This window comes from Streptomyces sp. NBC_00569, from assembly GCF_036345255.1.
Taxonomy (GTDB): Bacteria; Actinomycetota; Actinomycetes; order Streptomycetales; family Streptomycetaceae; genus Streptomyces.
Genome location: NZ_CP107783.1, coordinates 684,249 through 704,163, shown reverse-complemented (window position 1 = coordinate 704,163; position 19,915 = coordinate 684,249). Strand labels below are relative to the sequence as shown.

The 19,915-nt window shown below is 69.6% G+C and carries 18 protein-coding genes and 1 pseudogene; 9 read left to right on the top strand and 10 right to left on the bottom strand.

All coding sequences use genetic code 11. The features are described 5' to 3' along the window. Positions 1–25 precede the first annotated feature (25 nt). Entirely contained in the window at positions 26–712 is a 687-nt protein-coding gene (locus tag OHO83_RS03260) for a FadR/GntR family transcriptional regulator (RefSeq protein ID WP_329431976.1), read from the top strand. A gap of 85 nt (positions 713–797) precedes the next feature. Further along, on the top strand, positions 798–1,451 hold the full coding sequence (locus OHO83_RS03255; RefSeq protein ID WP_116504812.1) for a GntR family transcriptional regulator: 654 nt from the start codon (positions 798–800) through the stop codon (positions 1,449–1,451). Between the two features lie 20 nt (positions 1,452–1,471). On the opposite strand, the gene OHO83_RS03250 is transcribed toward OHO83_RS03255, so the two are convergent. From OHO83_RS03250 to OHO83_RS03235, 4 genes are read right to left on the bottom strand one after another with little or no spacing between them, the layout of a single operon-like run. Continuing rightward, entirely contained in the window at positions 1,472–2,788 is a 1,317-nt protein-coding gene (locus OHO83_RS03250; RefSeq protein WP_330278608.1) for a cytosine permease, read from the bottom strand. 30 nt (positions 2,789–2,818) lie between these two features. Next, complete coding sequence (locus OHO83_RS03245; protein WP_330278607.1) at positions 2,819–4,246, bottom strand: DUF1116 domain-containing protein; 1,428 nt, start codon at positions 4,244–4,246, stop codon at positions 2,819–2,821. Beyond that, complete coding sequence (fdrA, locus tag OHO83_RS03240; protein ID WP_330278606.1) at positions 4,243–5,793, bottom strand: acyl-CoA synthetase FdrA; 1,551 nt, start codon at positions 5,791–5,793, stop codon at positions 4,243–4,245. The genes OHO83_RS03245 and fdrA overlap by 4 nt, the downstream gene beginning before the upstream one ends. After that, complete coding sequence (locus tag OHO83_RS03235; protein ID WP_330278605.1) at positions 5,790–6,728, bottom strand: oxamate carbamoyltransferase subunit AllH family protein; 939 nt, start codon at positions 6,726–6,728, stop codon at positions 5,790–5,792. The genes fdrA and OHO83_RS03235 overlap by 4 nt, the downstream gene beginning before the upstream one ends. Positions 6,729–6,841: 113 nt before the next feature. Here OHO83_RS03235 and arcC point away from each other — a divergent pair, with 113 nt between their 5' ends. Continuing rightward, positions 6,842–7,771, top strand: a complete 930-nt coding sequence (arcC, locus tag OHO83_RS03230; RefSeq protein ID WP_330278604.1) for a carbamate kinase — start codon at positions 6,842–6,844, stop codon at positions 7,769–7,771. Between the two features lie 210 nt (positions 7,772–7,981). On the opposite strand, the gene OHO83_RS03225 is transcribed toward arcC, so the two are convergent. Next, complete coding sequence (locus OHO83_RS03225) at positions 7,982–9,490, bottom strand: MFS transporter (protein ID WP_266679095.1); 1,509 nt, start codon at positions 9,488–9,490, stop codon at positions 7,982–7,984. Positions 9,491–9,804: 314 nt separating this feature from the next. Between OHO83_RS03225 and OHO83_RS03220 the strand changes: the two genes are divergently transcribed. Continuing rightward, positions 9,805–11,295 carry an NCS1 family nucleobase:cation symporter-1 gene (locus tag OHO83_RS03220; protein WP_266679097.1) on the top strand — a complete coding sequence of 497 codons (1,491 nt, stop codon included), beginning with the start codon at positions 9,805–9,807 and terminating at the stop codon, positions 11,293–11,295. A 63-nt stretch (positions 11,296–11,358) separates the two neighbouring features. Next, positions 11,359–12,084: an aspartate/glutamate racemase family protein gene (locus OHO83_RS03215; protein WP_266679099.1), complete on the top strand. Its 726-nt coding sequence runs from the start codon at positions 11,359–11,361 to the stop codon at positions 12,082–12,084. 191 nt (positions 12,085–12,275) lie between these two features. On the opposite strand, the gene OHO83_RS03210 is transcribed toward OHO83_RS03215, so the two are convergent. Next, on the bottom strand, positions 12,276–12,848 hold the full coding sequence (locus OHO83_RS03210; RefSeq protein ID WP_330278603.1) for a dihydrofolate reductase family protein: 573 nt from the start codon (positions 12,846–12,848) through the stop codon (positions 12,276–12,278). A gap of 332 nt (positions 12,849–13,180) precedes the next feature. Here OHO83_RS03210 and OHO83_RS03205 point away from each other — a divergent pair. Both OHO83_RS03205 and OHO83_RS03200 read left to right on the top strand, forming a co-directional pair. Continuing rightward, positions 13,181–14,056 (top strand): annotated as a pseudogene (locus OHO83_RS03205) (family 20 glycosylhydrolase); the annotation flags it as partial. Positions 14,057–14,154: 98 nt separating this feature from the next. Next, positions 14,155–15,216, top strand: coding sequence for a discoidin domain-containing protein (locus OHO83_RS03200; RefSeq protein ID WP_330280707.1), 1,062 nt, complete (start codon positions 14,155–14,157; stop codon positions 15,214–15,216). 21 nt (positions 15,217–15,237) lie between these two features. Here the strand turns inward: OHO83_RS03200 and OHO83_RS03195 are convergent, their stop codons facing one another. From OHO83_RS03195 to OHO83_RS03185, 3 genes are all read right to left on the bottom strand, one after another. After that, complete coding sequence (locus OHO83_RS03195; protein WP_330278602.1) at positions 15,238–15,741, bottom strand: hypothetical protein; 504 nt, start codon at positions 15,739–15,741, stop codon at positions 15,238–15,240. 61 nt (positions 15,742–15,802) lie between these two features. Beyond that, the gene (locus tag OHO83_RS03190; protein ID WP_329437621.1) at positions 15,803–16,591 is read right to left on the bottom strand and encodes an ArsR/SmtB family transcription factor; all 789 of its coding nucleotides are present in this window, start codon (positions 16,589–16,591) and stop codon (positions 15,803–15,805) included. A gap of 112 nt (positions 16,592–16,703) precedes the next feature. Continuing rightward, complete coding sequence (locus OHO83_RS03185) at positions 16,704–17,066, bottom strand: HGxxPAAW family protein (protein WP_330280706.1); 363 nt, start codon at positions 17,064–17,066, stop codon at positions 16,704–16,706. A gap of 173 nt (positions 17,067–17,239) precedes the next feature. Here OHO83_RS03185 and OHO83_RS03180 point away from each other — a divergent pair, with 173 nt between their 5' ends. Continuing rightward, positions 17,240–17,854: a TetR/AcrR family transcriptional regulator gene (locus OHO83_RS03180; protein WP_389570521.1), complete on the top strand. Its 615-nt coding sequence runs from the start codon at positions 17,240–17,242 to the stop codon at positions 17,852–17,854. Between the two features lie 221 nt (positions 17,855–18,075). Here the strand turns inward: OHO83_RS03180 and OHO83_RS03175 are convergent, their stop codons facing one another. Continuing rightward, positions 18,076–18,939 (bottom strand): SDR family oxidoreductase, encoded by an 864-nt coding sequence (locus OHO83_RS03175; protein ID WP_266679111.1) that lies wholly within the window; start codon positions 18,937–18,939, stop codon positions 18,076–18,078. Between the two features lie 89 nt (positions 18,940–19,028). Here OHO83_RS03175 and OHO83_RS03170 point away from each other — a divergent pair, with 89 nt between their 5' ends. Then, positions 19,029–19,772: a TetR/AcrR family transcriptional regulator gene (locus OHO83_RS03170; protein WP_330278600.1), complete on the top strand. Its 744-nt coding sequence runs from the start codon at positions 19,029–19,031 to the stop codon at positions 19,770–19,772. Positions 19,773–19,915 lie beyond the last annotated feature (143 nt).

Below are 19,915 nucleotides of genomic sequence, written 5' to 3'. Positions count from 1 at the left end.
TCAGATGACTAGAGAAGGGGTTGGGATGAAAAACGTGGAACGGGCTCCGTCGCTCGTCGACACCGTGATCGCCGCGCTGCGACAGGAGATCGCGACAGGGGCCTGGCAGCTCGGCGACAAGATCCCGTCCGAGAGCCGGCTCGCCGAGACGCTGGGCGTCAGCCGCCTGTCGGTGCGCGAGGCCGTGCGCGTCCTGGTGCACTCAGGTCTGCTGATGACCCGTCAGGGCAACGGGACCTTCGTGACGGCCACCGACGAGGCCGAGGTCGCGCTGCGCCGCCAGCTCGAGCGCGCCGCCGCCCAGGACATCATCGACGTACGCCGTGGCCTGGACATCGTCGCCGCCCGGCTCGCCGCGACGAGGCGCACGGCGGACGATCTCCAGCAGATGCAGAAGGCCCTGGACGACCGGGCCGACGCGAGCCGGAACGCCGACGGGGACGCCTTCGCGGACGCCGACGTCGACTTCCACCTCCGCATCGCGGAGGCCTCACACAACCCCGTGCTGCAGAACCTCTACCGGGGCATGAGCGAAGCCCTGCGCGACAGCGTCAAGGCCGACCAGTGCATGAAGCGCACCCTCAGCGGCGACGACACGTCGCACGAGGATCTGCACCGGGCCGTCGAGGACGGGGACGCAGGCGCCGCGGCGGCCATCGCCGTGGCCATCCTCGACCAGCAGGAGACCGGCTCCGGTGCCCAGGCCGGCTGACCGTGGCCCGGACGCCTGTCCCGTGCCTCCCGCCGAGGGTGGGGCAGGGCCGAATGACCTGCGACGCGGTGCGAGAATAGGGGTCATGGCAGGGGATGACACTTTTGAACCCGAGTCGGAACGGGTCACGCGCACGCTGCGCGATCAGATTCTCGACGGTGTGCGGGCGCCGGGCAGCAAGCTCGTGGAGCGGGAACTGGCGGCCGAACTCGGGGTGAGCCGCCTGCCCGTCCGTGACGCCCTCAAGGACCTGGTGAACGAGGGTCTTGTCACCCCGCGCCCGCGGAGCTGGGCGGTGGTGCGTGAGTTCACCGCCTCCGACGTCGAGGACCTCGACGAGGTCAAGGCCGCCCTGGAGATGCTGGCGTTCCGTCTCGCCGCCCAGCGGCGCACCCGCGCGGGACTCGCGCGGCTGCGGGCCGATCTGGACGCCGAGCTGAGGGCGGCGGCCAAGGGCGATGCCGTACCCGCGCGGCGGGCCGCCGCCGACTTCCACGAGACGGTGACAGCGCTCGCCGACAACGAGCTCCTGAACGAGCTCGGCCGCACCCTGAGCAGCCGCATGCGATGGCTGCTCGGCCAGCACGACGACATCTCCGGCGTCGCCAAGGAGCACGAGGAGCTGTACGAGGCGATCGAGGCCCGGGACGTGCCGCGCGTCGAGGAGCTGGCCCTCAAGCACCTCGCGACCGGCCGCAGCGAGGCCGCCGCGCACCGCAGGCGCACCCCGGAGCAGTAGCCGCACACCCGCGTCCGCCATCACGCGCCCCGGCTTCGTGCGGGCATCCCCTCCAGCACGGCGTAGGCGACCAGGGCGACGAGCAGGCCGGTGACGGCGTCGGAGAACTGCGGCGCGTACCAGTGCACGAGCCCCCCGGCGGCCGCTCCGGCGGCCCACGCGGCGAACGCCGTGGGACGCACCGCGGCCTCGGCCCGCCCGTCGAGCCGGCGGCGCAGCAGCACCTGGTCGGCGATCAGGACGCCGCCGAGCGGTGGGACGAACACGCTGAGGACGACCAGCCAGTCGAGGAAGTGGTCCCACACACCGGCCAGCGCGGCAACCGTGCCGACGGCCCCCAGGACGATCGTCATCACCCGCATCCTCGTACGGGTCAGATGCGACCAGCTGAGCGCGCCGTTGTAGAGGCAGTGGCTGCAGACGGAGCCGAGGTTGACGAAGACGAACACCGCGGCCAGTACGTCGAGGGTGACCCCGCGACCGCCGGTGAGGATCGGGAGGAAGTTGCCGCCGACCGTGCCCGCCGAGGCCACGGCGCCGGCCGCCACGACGATGCCTCCGGTTACCTGGGCGACGAGACTCGCCACGGGGAACGCGGTGGCCGTCGCGATGACGGCCTGCCTGCCGTTCCGTGACCAGCGGGTGAAGTCGGCCGTCATCGTGCCGGAGTCCGCGAACGTCGCCATGATGAGGGAGACGGCGGCGCCGAAGGTGAGGGCGCTGTTCCCGCCGACACCCTTGTAGTCGAGGACGCTCCCGAGGTCGTGGTCCCTGGAGACGATCACCAGGGCTATCAGCCCGACGAGGATGAACAGCGGGGCGGCCACCGCGCCCAGCCAGGACAGGGCGCGGATGCCGAGGAACGTGATCGCGACGAAGGCCACCCCGGCGACGGCGGCGACGAGTTGTTCGTGCCAGCCGAACGCCTGGTGCAGGGTGGCCCCCGTCGCGCCGGTGTTGAAGGCGAACCACCCGACGACGACCGTCGCGAGGAATCCGGACGCGACGACGTAGCCGACCCTGCCGAACGTCTTGGTCGCCTGGAGCGAGAAGCTCTCGCCCGTGCTGCCCGCCCGGTGACTGAGCAGTCCGACGTAGACCAGCATCACGAGGTTCGCGGCGACGATCGCGGCCAGACCGCGCCAGAAGCCCATGAGCGCGACGACGATCCCGCCGGGGACGGCGTTGGTCAGGATCATCGGGAACCCGAACCACACGGCCGACACGGTGAGAAGGGACTTGCGGCTCTCCGTAGGAACGGGAGTGTGCTCGTACTCCGGGTCCAGCTCGAGGCCCGCGTGGGCCGTTTCCGCCGGGGCGGGATCGCTTCTGTTCATGTGGGTCTCCGTGGATTGGCCGGCGCGCCGTCAGGCGACCGTGCGGGCGAGAGCTCTGGCGGCCTGCTCGAAGACTGCGGCGGGCGGGTGCGTGATGCCGGCGCCGATCATCCCGATGCCCGCTTCCCTGTGGGCGATCGCGGTGTTGATGACCGGCAGGATCCCGGTGGCCAGGACCTTGCGGACGTCGATGCCGGTGGGGATGCCCTCGAAACCCAGGGCGGGGATGGTGACGTTCGGGTTCTGCGTCGTCGTGATCTCGCCCATGTCCCGGGTGAAGGCGACGGCCTCCTGCACGGTTCCGCCGACGAGCGCGACGATGGCGGGTGCGGTCGCCATGGCGAACCCGCCGAAGCCGTACGTCTCACTGATCGCGCTGTCACCGATGTCCAGGCCGGCGTCCTCGGGCTTGAACCCGGCGAACATCGGCCCGATCACCGGCTGGGCCGGGCCCGTGAGCCACTGGTTCCCGGGCAGGCCGCTGACGCGGAGGCCGAACTCGACGCCGTTGCGGGCCATCGTCGTCACGATCGTCGAACCCTCGATGCCGTGGGCGGCGTCCATGGCGGCCTTGGCCATGGCGAGCCACGTGGGTCCGGAGAAGTAGTCCGAGCCGGCGATGAAGTCGAAGACCTCCTTCTTCTGCTCGGTGGTGAAGCTCGTCTGCAGCAGGGCGGGGGTGAGTGCCTGCGTGAGGAGCAGGGTGCCCGCGATGTTGCGGTTGTGGCACTCGTCGCCCATGTGCAGCGCCTGGGAGAGCAGGAGGCGCAGGTCGACGGGGCCGCCGATCTCCATGGCCTCCTTGAGCATGGGGCCGAGGACGTCCCGCATCCACACGAGGCGCTCGATGACGCTCTCGTCGTTCGCCCCCATGCGAAGGATCTTCGCCATCTGTTCGGAGAGGTTGGTGAAGGCGGTGTTGCCGTGGGTCTCGTTGCGGACGACGTGCATGTACATCGACGCGGACGTGACTCCGGCCATCGAACCGACGCAGTCGTGTTCGTGGCAGGGCGAGAACGTGATCTCGCCGGACGCCGCGAGCCGTTCGGCGTCGTCGAGATCACGCGCCAGGCCCTCGAACACGAGGGCGCCGGTGACGGCCCCCTTCATGGCGCCCGCCATACGGTCCCAGGTGATCGGCGGTCCGGCGTGCAGGATCGTGGTCGGGGTCATCCCGGGCACGACGTCGATGGCCCGGCCGAAGCCGACCAGCATCGGCCGTGCGCCGATGATGCGGTCGACGGCTTCGGCATTGGCCGCGTCGGTCCGCTCGGCGACGCGCGGGTCCTCCAGTGCGTCGAGAGCCGCGAGGACCTCGGGGCTGCCGCCGCCGGGCGGAGTCCAGTCGAGGGTCGTGACCTGCGCGCCCTGGGCGGTGAGATCCCGGTCGAACATGGCCAGTCCGACGTTGACGACGCTGAGGTCGCTGGTGAAGAGGCTGGTGGCCTGAGTGCTCATGCGCGGTGTGCCTTCCGGGCGGTCTCACGGGCGAAGCGGCCCGTCTCGGTGCTGCTGCGGGTGACGGTGACTCCGGCGGCCTCCAGGGCCGCGACCTGCGCGGCGAGGTCCGGGGTGTCGAGGTCGGTGCCCAGGACGTAGCCCACGATCTCCAGGTGACGGCCCGCGTCGGAGGCGATCTTCCTGGCCTGGGCGATGGCGGGGAGCGTGACCCCGACCGGGTCCTCGTGGGCTCCGAACCCGAGGACGAAGTCCATGAGGATGACGGCGACCTGAGGGTCCTCGGCCTCCTGCACAAGGCGCGCCAGGCGCAGCGACGGGTCGATCATCGGGTGCGGGCGGCCGTTGGTGAAGTCGTCGTCGCCGAAGTCGAGGAAGGTGTGCCCGACGCTGGGACTGCCGGCCGTCAGGCGGCGCCCGGGGTCCTTCTGGATGTTGCTCCACACGTTGTCGCTGACTTCGAGCAGCGCGTACATCGACTCGTCGCACAGGGTTCCGCCGCAGAACAGGCCACGCACATAACGCTGTTCGGGTGCGAGGCGGGCGCAGACCTCGTCCACCTGCTTGGCGGCCAGTTCGTCGACGGCCGCGTGGGCGTCGACCCCGAGGCGTACGGCCTGGAGCGCCGCGTCCTGGGTGCTCGCGGCGAAATGCCCGCCGGCCGCGGTCACGGCCGCCTCGGATCCGCCGACGAAGTAGACGACCACGGGCTTGCCCGCGCCCGCGATCTCGGCCAGCACCTTGTCCTGCACCGCCGGAGCCGGCGGCTTGGACACGAGGACGATCACACTGGTCCCGGGATCGTCGGCCAGCGCCCGGATCCCGTCGATCATCATGATGCCGCCGACCTGCTCGCTGAGATCGCGGCCGCCCGTGCCGATGAGCTGGGAGACACCCGCACCCAGCGCGTGGATACGGACGCTGACCTCCTGCGCGCCGGTACCGGACGCCGCGACGACACCGACGGTGCCGGGCCGCACGGCGTTGCCGAAGCACAGCGCGACATTGTTGATGATCGCGGTGCCGCAGTCGGGCCCCATCATGAACAGGCCCTTGCTGTGCGCCAGTTGTTTGAGGCGGACCTCTTCCTCGATGGGGACGTTGTCGCTGAAGACCATCACGTGCAGGCCGTTCTCCAGCGCCTTGCGGGCTTCCCGGCCCGCGTAGGCGCCGTTGACCGCGACGATCGCGAGGTTCGCCTCGGGGACGGCGCGCGCGGCGCCGTCGATCGTGCGGTACGTGACCGTGTCCGCACCACCCCTCGCGCTGGGCGCCTTCTGCACGAGGAGGTCCTCGATCTCCGCCAGCAGCGCTGTGTGGTCGGCTTCCTCGCCGGCCTCCACGACGATCACGAGATCCCCGGTGCCTGCGGCGCCGAGATCCGGCGTGAGGAGGCCGAGGTTGCTCAGCACGCCCTTGTTCATCTCGGTGCCCATGGCGACGAACGCCTGCTCCACGCCGGGCAGTTGGTTCGCCCGGGTCGAGATGGACATCAGGGACACCGAGTCGAAGTAGGTGTTCTTCTTGACGACTGCTGTGATGCTCACAGCGAACCTCGCAGTTCTTTCTCCAGGCGAAGCCCGGTCACGAGACCGGACAAGATGTCGGTGCCGGACGTGTGACCGATGGCCAGCACGTGTCGGACCGGGGTGCGGATGGATTCGGCCGCCCGCGTGTCGCTCCACCCGGAGGGGCGGGCCAGAGCGCGCAGGACGTCGAGCAGTGAGGCGCGGGCTCGTCCCGCCAGGGCCTCGTCGAGCGTGGTGACGCTCAACCGTGTGGTGCGGCCGGGGTGTTCGAGCAGGACGTCCTGAAGCGCCCGCCCGAACGGGCCGAGCCGGCTGCCGTGGAGCGAGGACAGCAGGGCCAGGGCGGTCAGGAAGTCGTCACCCGCGGGCGTCAGTCCCGGGCCGAGCCCGAGAAGTGCCAGGACGCCGCGGCGCATGCCGGCGTCGTCCGCGGACGTGATCGCGCGTACGAGGGCGTCGCGCCCGTCGGCGAGTGCCCGGGTGACGGCTGCCTCCATCGACGATGCGGTGGGAGTCGGGCCGAGCATGCCGCCGCGTGAGCCGTGCGCCCGTACCAGCCGGTCGAGCGCCGCGGCGGCGGCCGCGAGGTCGCCCGGGCCGAGCGCCGTGAGCGACGGAAGAATGGGATGCCATTCATCTGCGCCTTCCGTATGCACCCGCAGGGGTGCGTCCGCCGTGCGGACGGTGATGACGCCCGGCGCGAACTCCACGGCCTGACCCGCCGAGATGCCCCTCTCCGCCCAGGCGTCCGCGTCGGTGACGAGGGTCAGGGGAGCGTCGTCCCCGCCTCGGACGGCGAGGGCGACGAGCCTCTCACCAGGCGTCAGCAGGTTGAGAGTCCGCTGGAAGACACTTTCGACGACGCCCTGCCCGCGGAGCGCGCGCAGGTACGCGATCAGTGCGGCGTCGCCGGACACGACGCGCAGCTCGGTGGCCGTGCACAGAGAAGTCACTTCACCCTCCTCGCCCTCACCGTGCCCGTCGGGCGTGATGGGTTCCCTTCAACATTCGCTCACTGGTATACCATTTGACAATGGGGAAGCGAACAAGTCTGTGGAGGGAATCCATGCGCATCGTCGTGGCTCTCGGAGGCAACGCGCTGGCCCGTCGGGGGGAGCCGATGACGGCCGACCATCTGCGGGCGAACGTGAGGTCCACCTGCGAGGCGCTTGCCGGCCTCGCCCGTCAGCACGAGCTCGTGATCACTCACGGGAACGGACCCCAGGTGGGTCTTCTGGCTCTGCAGAACCTCGCCTACCAGGATGTGGCGGCGTACCCGCTGGACATCCTCGGCGCGGAGACGCAGGGCATGATCGGTTACGTCATCCAGCAGGAGCTCTCCAACGCTCTCGCCGGGGAGCGCGAGGTGGCGGCGATCGTCACGACCACCGAGGTCGACGAGGCGGACCCGGCCTTCGAGCGCCCGACGAAGCTGATCGGTCCCCAGTACTCCGCGCAGGACGCCGCCGAGGCGGCGGCCGAGTACCGGTGGACCATCGCGCGCGACGGTGCGGCGTTCCGGCGCGTGGTGCCGTCCCCCGCCCCGCGGCGCATCGTCCAGGCACCGCTCGTGCGCATGCTCCTGGAGAACGGCCGGCTCGTCGTGTGCGTCGGCGGTGGAGGCGTACCCGTGAAGATCGACGGCAAGGGCCGCCAGACCGGCATGCAGGCCGTGGTGGACAAGGACCTCGCCAGCGCGGCACTCGCGGCCGAGCTCAAGGCGGACATGCTGGTCATGCTCACGGACGGGGACTACGTCAGTGAGAACTGGGGGACTCCCGAGCAGCGGGACATCCTGACCGCGTCCCCGGAAGCGATCGCCGAACTGTCCTTCGCCGAAGGGTCCATGAAGCCGAAGGTCGATGCCGCGGTGCGGGTCGCGAAGGCCGGGGGACGCGCACTCATAGGACCGCTCGAACGGATCGACGACCTGCTGGAGCGCCGGGTGGGCACGGAGATCCGGGCCGACGTGCCGGAGGGAATCGTCTTCGTCTGAGCCGAGGCCGAGGCCGAGGCTGAGGCTGACGTCGAGGTCGAGGTCGAGGTCGAGGCTGAGGTCGAGGCAGCCTCTTCAGGAAGGATCTTCCTGCCGCGGGAAGGCCCTACGAGGCCCCGCGGCAGGAATGCACTCCGTTTACGGACTGTGTGGTCCGGCTCCCATCCGGGGAGCCGGACCACACCTCCGCATTTCCTCGATCTCACCTCGTCAAGCGCCGCGACTTCCACTTCCCTGCCCATTTTTTGCTTCACTCGAATAACGAGGAGAAGTATTTGCGCGCGCATATACGCGGGTAGATTGGTGGCCGACCAGTGTGGCCGTCGCGACCGCTGCCAGCAGGAGCAGGGCGAGGGGGATCCAGACGGCCGAGGTGAAGCCGTGCAGGGTGGCGGCCCGCGGGCTCCCGTGGAAGGCCGCTGCCGCGCTCGCGGCCACGGTGTTGAACACGGCGGACCCGATGGAGCCGCCCATCTGCTGCGCGGAGTTGACTGTCGCCGAGGCGATGCCCGAGTCCTGTGCGGGTACGTCCGAGGTGGCGCCGGTCATGATGGCCAGGAAGCTGCCGCCCATGCCGACGCTGAAGGTGATCAGCGCGGGCAGGACGTTTGCGGCGTAGGTGGAATCCGGATCCAGGAGCGTGAGCTGGAACAGTCCGCACGCGGAGACGCACAGGCCGGCCGTCATCATCACGCGCGGGCCGAACCGGGGCAGGAGGCGTGTGCCGAGCTGGGTGGCGGTCGCGGTGGTGACGAGGCTGATGGGCAGGAAGCCCAGGCCGCTGGCCAGCGCGGACCAGTCCAGCACGGTCTGCAGGTAGTACGTGAGGTACAGCGAGACGGACAGCTGGCCCGCCATCAGCGCGCCACCGGCCAGCAGTGAGGCGACGCGGCGGCGGTCGCGCATGAGCCGCGGGGGCAGGAGCGGGGCGGCGGCCCGGGTCTGCCACCAGGCGAACGCCGTCAGCAGAGCGGCCCCGGCCAGCAGCACGCCGAGTACGCCGGGAGACGTCCACCCCTGAGCCTCCGCCCGGCTGCACGCGTACACCAGCGCGGTCAGGCCGCCGCACCCGAGTACCGCGCCCGCGACATCGATACGGCCGGTGAGGCGCTGGGTGCGATCGCGCGGAGTCCACAGCGTGCCGAGCAGTGCGAGGAGGGCGATGGGCACGTTCACCAGCAGGCACCAGCGCCAGCCGAACCACTGGGTGAGCAGCCCGCCGAGGACGACTCCGAGGGAGGCTCCGGCTCCGCCGAGAGCGCCGAAGACGGCGATGGCCTTCCGGCGCTCGCGCAGGTCGGTGAAGGTCGTGGCCACCAGAGCAAGGGCCGAGGCCGCCAGCAGGGCGGCGAAGGCTCCCTGTACGGCGCGGGCGGCGAACAGTGCCTGCGCCGTGGGGGCTGCCCCTGCCGCCGCCGAGGCGACCGCGAAACCGAGCAGACCCGAGGCGAAGACGCGCTTGCGCCCCATGTGGTCGGCGATGCGGCCGGCGAGCAGGAGCAGCCCGCCGAACGCGACCGTGTAAGAGGTGACGACCCACGGGCGGTCACCGTCAGCCATGCCCAACTCCGTCTGCAGGGACGGCAGGGCCACGTTCACGATGGTGCTGTCCAGCAGGATCATCAGCTGGGCCAGACCGAGGACGCACAGCGCCCACCAGCGGCGGGGATCCGGGAGCTGCTCCTGAGGGGTGCTGGGTGACGGCGGAGGAGCTTGCATCCACGTTTTGTATACCAAAAGATGGCTGAACGTAAAGGCCACACGTGTTGATCAGGCCCGACCGCTTCATTGGTATGCAGAATCGCCCCTCGCGGGCGCGTGAGGGGCCGGCGGGCGGGTCGAGAGGCCTGTGGTGCCCGCAAACAATTTGCTCACGCAATCTTCACCGCGTGAGAGTTGTCACGGCAGGGTGTTGCGCGGTGTCGCATAAATTCTGGGCAGCGACCTATTGACCGCCCCTACCGCCCCCCGTAATCTCCCGTTCCGAAACAAGGAAAAGTAATTCCGCTATACGGAAACGCCGGGAGTGTGTCATGGCCGCCGTGCACGAGAAGCCACCCACCGCTGCGGTCGACGGGGAACCCCGGACGAGCCCCGGGCTGTACAGCCCCGACCTCGCCCCCACGAAGAAGGAAGGGCGCCGCTGGGGCGCCTACAGCGTCTTCACCCTCTGGGGCAACGACGTACACAGCCTCGGCAACTACGCTTTCGCGATAGGCCTGTTCGCCCTGGGGATGAGCGTCTGGAACATCCTGGTCGCCTTCGCGGTCGCGTCGGCACTGCTCTTCCTGCTCCTGACCCTCTCGGGTTACATGGGCAACAAGACGGGTGTCCCGTTCCCCGTCATGAGCCGCATCGCCTTCGGCGTCAAGGGAGCGCAGATCCCGGCCATCGTCCGCGGCGTCGTGGCCATCGCATGGTTCGGCATCCAGACGTACCTGGCGGCGTCCGTGCTGGGCGCGCTCGTCAAGGTGCTCTTCCCCGGGCTGCGCTCGCTCGACGAGAACTCGATCCTCGGACTCTCCACCCTGGGCTGGGCGACGTTCCTGACCCTGTGGGTCATTCAGGTCGTCATCGTCAGCTACGGCATGGAACTCATCCGCAAGTACATGGCGTTCGCGGCACCGACGATCCTCATCACTATGTCCGCCCTGGCGATCTGGATGTTCATCCGCGCCGACGGCTCCATCTCCATGTCGACCGGGCACGCGCCGCACGGCCTCGACATGTGGCGCCAGATCTTCGAGAGCGCCGCCCTCTGGGTCGTCATCTACGGCACCTTCGTGCTCAACTTCTGCGACTTCACACGCTCCGCCAAGAGCCGCCGGGCGATCGTGCGCGGCAACCTCGTCGGCATCCCGGTCAACATGCTGTTCTTCGCCGGCATCGTGGTCGTGCTCAGCGGGGCCCAGTTCAAGCTGAACGGCGAGGTCATCACCGGGCCCGAGGACATCGTGCGCTCGATCCCCAACACGTTCCTGATGGCCGCGGCGTCACTCGCGTTCATCACGCTGACGATCGCGGTGAACCTCATGGCGAACTTCGTGGCGCCGATCTACGCCCTCGTCAACCTGTTCCCACGCACGCTCGACTTCCGTCGCAGCGGCGTGGTGAGCGCCGTCATCGGCCTGGTCATCCTGCCGTGGAACCTCTACGACAACCCCACCGTGGTGAACTACTTCCTCGGCGGCCTCGGAGCACTGCTCGGCCCCATCTTCGGCGTCGTCATGGCGGACTACTGGCTGGTCCGCAAAACCCGCGTGAACGTCCCCGACCTCTACACCGACGACCAGCAGGGCGACTACTTCTACCAGCGCGGGTTCCACATGAAGGCCATCGCCGCCTTCGTGCCCGCCGCGGCCGTCGCCGTCGTCATCGCGCTGGTCCCCGCCTTCAAGTCCGCCTCCGGGTTCTCCTGGTTCATCGGCGCGATCCTCTCCGCCGTCGTCTACCTGGTCCTCGCCGACCGCAAGAAGGCGACCCGGGATGTCGACGGTGAGGCCATCGCGGTCGACGCCGCCTGACTGCTCCGCACCACCCTCGTACCGCCTCCGGCCCAGGCCGGACCCGGCAAAGAAAGCCCAGAAATGCGCATCCTCGTCGTCAACGTCAACACCACCGCCTCGATGACCGAGAGCATCGGCGCCCAGGCCGCCGCCGTCGCCTCACCGGGAACGGAGATCGTGCCCCTCACTCCGCCGTTCGGCGCGGAGTCGGTGGAAGGCAACTACGAGAGCTACCTCGCGGCCGTCGCGGTGATGGAGGCGGTCCGCTCCTACCCGCACCCCTTCGACGCCGTCATCCAGGCCGGGTACGGCGAGCACGGACGGGAGGGGCTCCAGGAACTCCTCGACGTCCCGGTCGTCGACATCACGGAAGCCGCCGCGAGCACCGCGCAGTTCCTGGGCCACCGCTACTCCGTGGTCACCACGCTCGACCGGACCGTGCCGCTCATCGAGGACCGGCTCAAGCTCGCCGGTCTCTCGGACCGCTGCGCGTCGGTGCGGGCCAGCGGAATGGCCGTACTGGACCTGGAGAGCGACGAGGAAGCCGCCGTCGAGGCCATCGTGGAACAGGCTGCCCAGGCCGTCGAACGCGACCGGGCCGAGGTGATCTGCCTCGGTTGCGGCGGCATGGCCGGCCTCACCGAGCGAGTCGTCAAGCGCACCGGTGTCCCCGTCGTGGACGGCGTCGCGGCGGCCGTCACCATCGCCGAGTCCCTCGTCCGCCTCGGCCTCTCCACCTCGAAGGTACGCACGTACGCGGCGCCCCGCCCCAAGACCATCAAGAACTGGCCGCCGCGGGCCGCGTGAACAAGAGGCCACGGCCGCTTCACGTTCCACTGAGGGCGCTCACGTCGGGGCGCGGATGATCAGGGCCCACGGCCACGCGCGTGTGCGCTTGCAGCAAGGGCCCTGATGGGAAGCCTCAGTCGGGGTCCCTGATCGAGGACCCTGATTGAGGGTCGCTGATCGGAGCGGGCGTCCTGTGCGGTCCCGCGCCGTCAGCGGACGACGTCGAACACCTGCTTCTGCAGGCCGTTGGCGTACGCCTCGGACTCGACGAGCCTGAGCTTCTGGGTGTCCTTGTCCGTGTCGCTGAACAGGCGCTTGCCCGCGCCGAGCAGCAGCGGGAAGACAAGCAGGTGGTAGCGGTCGATGAGGCCGGCGTCGGAGAGGCTCCGGTTGAGGGCGGCGCTGCCGTGGATGATGATCGGCCCGCCCTCGGTCTCCTTGAGCGCGGCGACCTCGTCGAGGGAGCGCAGGATCGTGGTCTCGCCCCAGTCCGAGACGAGCTCGTCCTCGGTGAGGGTGGTGGAGACGACGTATTTGGGCATGGCCTTGTACTGGGCGAATTCCTCCATGCCGGGCCAGACGGGGCTGAACGCCTCGTAGCTGACGCGGCCCATCATCATGGCGGCGGCCTCCTGCTGCTCGCGGCCCTTGATCTCGAACGCCTCCGGGAGGAATTCGACGTCCTTGAAGGTCCACCCGGAGTTCCGGTAGCCGGGCTCGCCACCCGGGGCCTCGACGACGCCGTCGAGCGAGACGAAGGCGGTGCTGATCAGAGTGCGCATCTCAAGGTCTCCTGGTGTGTTTCGTACCGTTCGGCAGGTGATTGGCAGGTGGTCCGGTCTTCCGGTCGTTCGGCCGGTGGCCCGTACGGCTACTCGCCCGCGGATCACCACGATCACTGAATGATGACTGCGGCGCCCGAGCAAAATCATCGGCGCGCACCGGGTCACTCGCTTCGCCCAGTCCCGTCTCGCCCGTCGGCATGCTCAATCATGCTTGCTGCACTGCATATTGACGCATAATTACGCACCGTCGATGATGTGGTCCTGCCAGGTCCGAGTGCCCGAGTGCCCGAGAGTCCAGCCTTCTGCCGCAGCACCTCGAAGGGGCCCGCATGATGTCACGCCCGGCTCGCCACCCACGTATCCGGCTGGCCTCCCTGCTCGTCCCTGTCGTCGCGGGTGTGCTGCTCGGCGCCACACTCGGCGCGCCCGCCGCCCATGCCGTGGGGGCCAACCCTGCCCCCGTGACGGTCCCGTCGCTGCGCTCCTGGCAAGGCGGGCAGGGGAGTTGGGAACTGACACCGCACACGCGCATCGTCATCGCCCCTTCCGCGGTGGCTGAACTCCGGACCACCGCGGAGCTCCTGGCGGGGGAGTTGGACGCGCAGGAGGGGGTGCGTCCGCCCATCGTGTCCGGAACCCCGAGTACGCACGACATCGGGCTGGCGGTCGGCGACGTGCCGGGTGCGGCGGGCAGGGAGGCGTACCGTCTCACCCTCGAAAGCGCCGCCCGCCTGACCGGTGCATCGCGGGAAGGCGTCATTCATGGCACCCGCACCCTCCTCCAGGCGCTGCGCACCTCGCCCAGGGCGCACTCCGTCGACCGGGGGACGGCGACCGACTGGCCACTGTTCGGCGATCGCGGGCAGATGCTCGACGTCGGCCGCAAATACTTCCCCGTCGACTATCTGAAGCAGCAGATCCGCCAGAGCGCGTGGTACAAGCTCAACACCTTCCACCTCCACCTCTCGGACTGGAACGGCTACCGCATCGAGAGTGCGAAGTATCCGGAGATCGTCGCCGAACAGCACTACACCAAAAGGGAATTGAGAGATCTGGAGGACTACGCCGAGCGGTACGGGGTGACCGTCGTCCCGGAGATCGACCTGCCCGGACACTCCGTGGCCATCGGCAACGCCAAGCCCGAACTCGCCTTCTCCTGCGCGTCGATGGCCCGCCCCGGCATCAGCTGGGAGGGCTCGGACCTGGGCCACTGGACCCTTGACTACACCAAGCCCGCCACCCGCGCCTTCGCCCGCGACCTCGTCGCGCCTTCGCCCGCGACCTCGTCGCGGAGGTCGCCGACATCTTCAGGAAGAGCCCCTACATCCACATCGGCACGGATGAAGTACCGCCGGAGGCGGCACAGAAGGCGTGCCCCGAACTCGTCGCCTACCAGAAGGCCAAGGGGTACCCCTACGTCGGCGACGCGCTCGTCGAATTCATCAACGACCTCGACCGGACCGTACGTGACCACGGAAAGACCACCCAGGTCTGGCAGTGGTGGGACTACCAGCAGCCCACCAGTATCACCCCCGACGAACGGATCGTGGTCAACGAGTGGCTGTCGAGCCCTGAAGGCCGGGCCGCGAAGGGGTACCGGACCATCGGCACCCAGGACGGACCCCTGTACGTGAGCCCGGGATTCGGTGCCACGCCCGGCAGTTACGGCTTCTTCGACATCCGCACCACCTACCGCGACTACGCGTTCGTGCAGCGGGACGGCATCCTGGGCTACCGCGTCGCCCGCTGGTCGGACCACACCCAGACCTTCTCGCTCGGCTGGGTCGACTACTTCGCCCGGCGGCCCCTGGCCGTCGTCGCCGAGCGGACCTGGGCCACCCCGGCGGGCTCCGACGTACGTCCCTTCCTGGACTGCTACGACCAGGTCGGCGACGCCCTGCCCCTGCCCGTCACCGGGGACATCGGCGAGAACCCGGGCATGCTGAGTCAAGACGGCTGGACGGCGACCGCCACGAGCCAGGAGACCACCGGCGAACCCGGCCAGGCCTCACGAGCCGTCGACAACGACCCGTACACGCACTGGCACAGTGACTACAGCGCCGGACTTCCCCAGCAACTCTCCATCGACCTCGGCCGCGAGCAACATCTCTCCGGCATCCGCTACATGCCACGTCAGGACGGCGGCACGAACGGCCGGGTGAAGGCGTACGAGGTGTTGGTGTCCGACGACGGAGCCACCTGGCGGAAGGTGGCGACCGGCACCTTCCCGAACGACCGCACCGAGTACGTCGTCCCGGTGGCCCCGGTCACCGCGCGCCATGTCGCCCTGCGGGCACTGAGCGAACACGGCGACCAGAACCGGTTCGCGGCGGTGGCGGAACTGGATGTGGTGCGGGCGCGCTGAGGGCCGGCGGTCTTCCAGCCCCTAGTCATCCACAGCCGGTTGCGGCAGCAGGGCCAGGAGCTGTCGGGTGTGGCCGGGCAGTTCCACGTCCGCCAGGCCCGCGATGAGGTCCCTGAGCGGGAGGGGCTGATTGACCAGGACCTTGTCGTGGGACAGCAGCAAGGCGGGCACCGGCGTGGCGAGTTCGGTCGCGCTCAGCATCGGGCCGCCGAGAGCGCAGAGAGCGTCCGCCTGGAGGCGGATACGCTCCCGGAGCCCCGCGTTGCCGCCGGCGAGCTCGATGACGTGCTCGATGGTCCAGATGTCGTGCGCCGTGCGGGTGTCGTACGTCGTGGGTGCTCCCGCGGACGCGGCGGAGACGGTGGCGATGGTGGTGGCGTTGACGAGGGCGACGTGGGCCAGGATCTGATCGGCGTTCCACTCGCCCGTGGGCGGGACGGGGCGCGTCTCCCCGGAGCCGGCCACTGTGGAGGCGGCGTCCAGCAGCGTGCGGTAGGCGTCCCGAAGAGAAGCGGTGTCCACCATGTCTTCTTCCTTGAGTTCTGGGCGGAGTGGCTGTGGGCAGGAGGCGGTCGTTCCTGCCGCTTCAGGCATGCGAGCTCGACATGCTCCACGGCGCCTGCGGGAGCACCTCGCCGGTCTCGAGCAGCGACTTGAGGTTCGCGAGTACGGCCGGCCATCCCTGTGAAATGCCGTTCAGCATTTCCGAGTTGGGAAGGTTCTCGTGGGTCACGGTGAGCCGGACGATGTCTTCGTGCGGCTCGACGAGGAAGGTGACCACGGACGGGTCGCGCGGCGGCTGGGCGTCCGGGGCGTCCTCGAACGTGATGACCAGACGTGTCGGCGGCTCGGCCTTGAGGACCTGACCGACGACGTCGACGGCCCCCGATCCGTCGACGCGTCGGTGCTCCCAGTCCGAGCCCGGCTGCCAGTCGGAGACGTTGGCGTGTCCCCAATAGCGCGCCGTCAGGTCTGCGTCCGTCAGGGCCTGCCACACCTGCTCCGCGCGGGCCCGGATGTAGGTGACGTAGACGTAGGACGGTACGGATGCTGATCCGCTGGTCATGGCGTACTCCTCTGCCTGGTTCCTGATGGCGCTGAGAGCTTGCAGACGGGGCTTGTCGAACTCGGAGATCCAGCGTTCCTCGATCTCGTGGATCGGGGCCGGATTGAGGTAGTGAAGCCGTTCGCGTCCGCGCCGGACGACGGTCACGAGGCCGGCGCGCTCCAAGATGTCGAGATGCTGGGTGGCCGACTGGCGCGCCATGTCCAGGCGGTCGCACAGCTCGCGCAACGTCTGGCCGTTGTGCTCGCGCAGACGGTCGAGCAGCCGCCGCCGGGTGGGATCGGCCAGCGCTTTGAAGACCTGGTCCATCGCTGTTGCTTCGTGGCTCACACTTCGATTATGCAGGTATTCACCTGCATAACGCCAGCGGTCGTGAGGAGTGAGTTCATGGCGGCCGGATGTGCCCTGGTCGTCTCCCGTGTCAGAGGTCGGCGGGGGACGGCGCTTCCGCGGGTGTGACGGTGGGCTCGGGGGTGACGGCCGGACGCACCGGAACCCCGCGTCGCCCGGCCATCCGGCACCCGAGGCAGTCGGCGTGCCCGTTGCGTGCGGCGCGGTCCCGGCCCCTGAGATCCGAAGCCCGCGGGCCGGGCGGCTTGCCCCAGCCCGCGAGGTGCAGACCCCATGTGACCAGCGCTGCCGAAGCCAGGACGCAGATCCCCAGCCAGATCCCGGGTCGCCGGCCGCAGATGCCGAGGCCGGTGATGATCGCTCCGCCGGTGGCAACGGCGAAGCCGGCCCACCCGGCGACGGTGTGCCCCTCGTCGTGCCGATGCGCGTTCAGCTGTTCGCCCGGACGCCTCTCTGCCTGTTCGCCCGCAGGCCTCTTCGCCTGACCGGCCGGTTGCGTGTCCAGATGTCCGTTCATGGGGCGAGAGGCCTCCTTGGGTCGCGCCATTTGTTGAGTGACTGCTCAAGAATGGACCGTAGCATGAGTTTTTGAGCGAGCGCTCTAGAATGGTGGGCATGAGCAAGGCACGCGGGCGACCGCGCACGTTCGACCGGGACGCGGCGCTGGAGGCGGCCATTCGGCTGTTCTGGGAGCGCGGATTCGAGGCGACCTCGCTGGGCGAACTGACGGAGGCGATGGGCATCCGCCCGGGCAGTCTGTACGCGGCGTTCGGCGACAAGAAGGCGCTCTTCAGGGAGGCTGTCGAGGTGTACGGGCGGTCGCCGGTGGGGTCGTTCCCGGCGCGTGCCCTGGCCGAGGAGCCCACGGCTCGCGGCGCCGTGTCCCGGATCCTGCATGAGGCGGCGGTGGTCTATGCGGATCCGTCGCACCCGGCGGGCTGCCTGGCCATCAGCGCGGCCACGAACGTCACCGTGCAGGACGAGGAGATCGCCAAGTTCCTGCGCGACGTGCGTAACGCGGGCCTGGCCGCCATCGAGCAGCGCCTGCGCCAGGCCAAGGAAGAAGGGGAGCTGCCGGCCGGGGTCGACGCGTCGGCACTGGCCTCCTACTTCGCCACCATCGTGCAGGGACTTTCGCAGCGCGCGCGGGACGGAGCCGACGCGGACGAGCTGTCCCAGGTGGCCGAGCTGGCGCTGGCGGCGTGGCCTGGCGGCGACTGACGGCCACATCGGGACCCTTCCGTCGTCGGCGAACCGGCCCGTGAGAGCGTCGGACGCGCCGTCGGCGACGCGCTGGGCATCGCGCTCTAACTGGGACGCACGCCCACCGCATCCGGCTCGTCCCGGCCTCCACGCCGACGCCCGTCACCGTTCGGCCCACCCGAACCACTGCCCCTGACTTCGCGTGCCCGGCGCTCAAGACCGCGCCGGACGCGTGGGGCTCAGTTCCCGCGCAGCTGCTCGCGCAACAGCGTGCTCAGGGAGGTGGGTTCGCGTCCGATCAGGGTGGCGAGCGTCGGGTCGACTGTCGCGAATTCACCGGCGCGGCCGGCGGTGAAGACACCGAGCAACTGATCGGCCGTCCCGGCGGCAACGCCGTGGCCCACGAGCTGCTCGCGGAACGCGTCATCAGTTGACGTGATCCTCTTGACGCTGCGGCCGCCGACTTCGGTGGCGAGGTTCGCGATGTCGTCGAAGGTCAGCGCCTGCGCGGCGGTGAGCGGTGGGGTCGGGCCGTCGAAGAGGCCCTCGTCGGCGAGGACGGCACCCGCCGCTTCGGCGAGGTCGGCGTGCGCGGTCCAGCTCACCGGCCCGTCCGCGGGGAGTTCGACTTCTCCGGACTCCAGCCCGTGTCCCAGGAACTGCAGCGCACTCGTGGCGTAGAAGCCGTTGCGCAGCGAGGTGAACGGCACACCGCAGGCCCTCAGAGCCTCTTCCGTGGAGGCATGGTCACGGCAGGGCTCGAAATGCGACGTGGGGCTCGCGCCCATGTGGCTGGTGTAGAGGATGCGCCGGGCGCCCGCCGCGACCGCCCCGTCTATCGCGGCGCGGTGCTGCCGCACGGCCTCCTCGCCCATCTTGTCGACGGAGACGATCAGCACTTGTGAGGCGCCCTCGAAGGCGTGCGCGAGGCCGGCGGCGTCGCTGAAGCTGCCTTGCCGCACGCGCACCCCTCGGTCGGCGAGGTCCTGGGCCTTCTGCGGGTCACGGACGCTGACGCCTACCCGGTCCGCGGGCACGTGTGCCAGCAGGCTCTCGACGATCTGACGCCCGAGCTGTCCGGTCGCTCCGGTCACGATGATCATGGTTCGCTCCAACGCATGGTTCCAGTGGAATCGCTTTCACCGTAACACTGATATTAACGATGGTAACGCCCGTGTTGTATCGTCGATATATGCCATCACGTTCACGAGGGAGTCGCGGCGAGGCCGCCGCCGCGTCCGAGACCGCACCCACGGAGCGTGAGCCCCGGCAGCGGGTGATCGAGGCCGCCGCCGAGCTGTTGGCGCGCGAGGGCCGTGACGCGGTCACGACGCGCGCCGTGGCGGTCGCCGCGGGCCTGCAACCGCCCGCCATCTACCGGTTGTTCGGCGACAAGGACGGCTTGCTCGAGGCCGTGGCGGAGCACGGTTTCGCCAAGTTCCTCGCGAGCAAGACCGTTGTCCCCCATCCGCAGGACCCGATCGAGGACCTCCGGGCCGGCTGGGACCTGGCCGTCGAGTTCGGGCTCGACAACCCCGCGCTGTACACGCTGATGTACAGCGAACCCACGACCACCTCGTCGGCCGCGTTCGAGGCGGGCATGAAGATCCTCATGGGGCGCATCCGGCGGCTCGCCGCCGGCGGATGGCTCAGGGTCGACGAGGAGCTGGCCGCCATGATCATCCATGCCACGGCGCGCGGCGCGGTCCTCACCTGGCTGTCACTGCCCGAAGACCAGCGCAATCCGGCCCTGTTGACGACGCTCCGGGAGTCCATGGTCGCCACCGTCACCAACCAGGAACCGGCCGTGCAGGCCGCGGGCCCGGCCGGCGCCGCGCGCGCCCTGCGTGCCGCGCTGCCCGAACAGACAGTCCTCAGTGGGGCGGAACAACGCCTGCTGACCGAGTGGCTGGGGCGCCTCGCCGCCGACGGCTGAGCCCAGGGCCTCTCCTGCGGATCCAGGCTGGGCTCGCGGGGCCCGGCACGCTCGTCCGCGCGTTGTCTGATCCGATCGGAACGCCCTAGCCCGCCGGTGGCAATGTGCCGCGCGCCCGCTCGTGCCTGCCGTCACTTCACCCG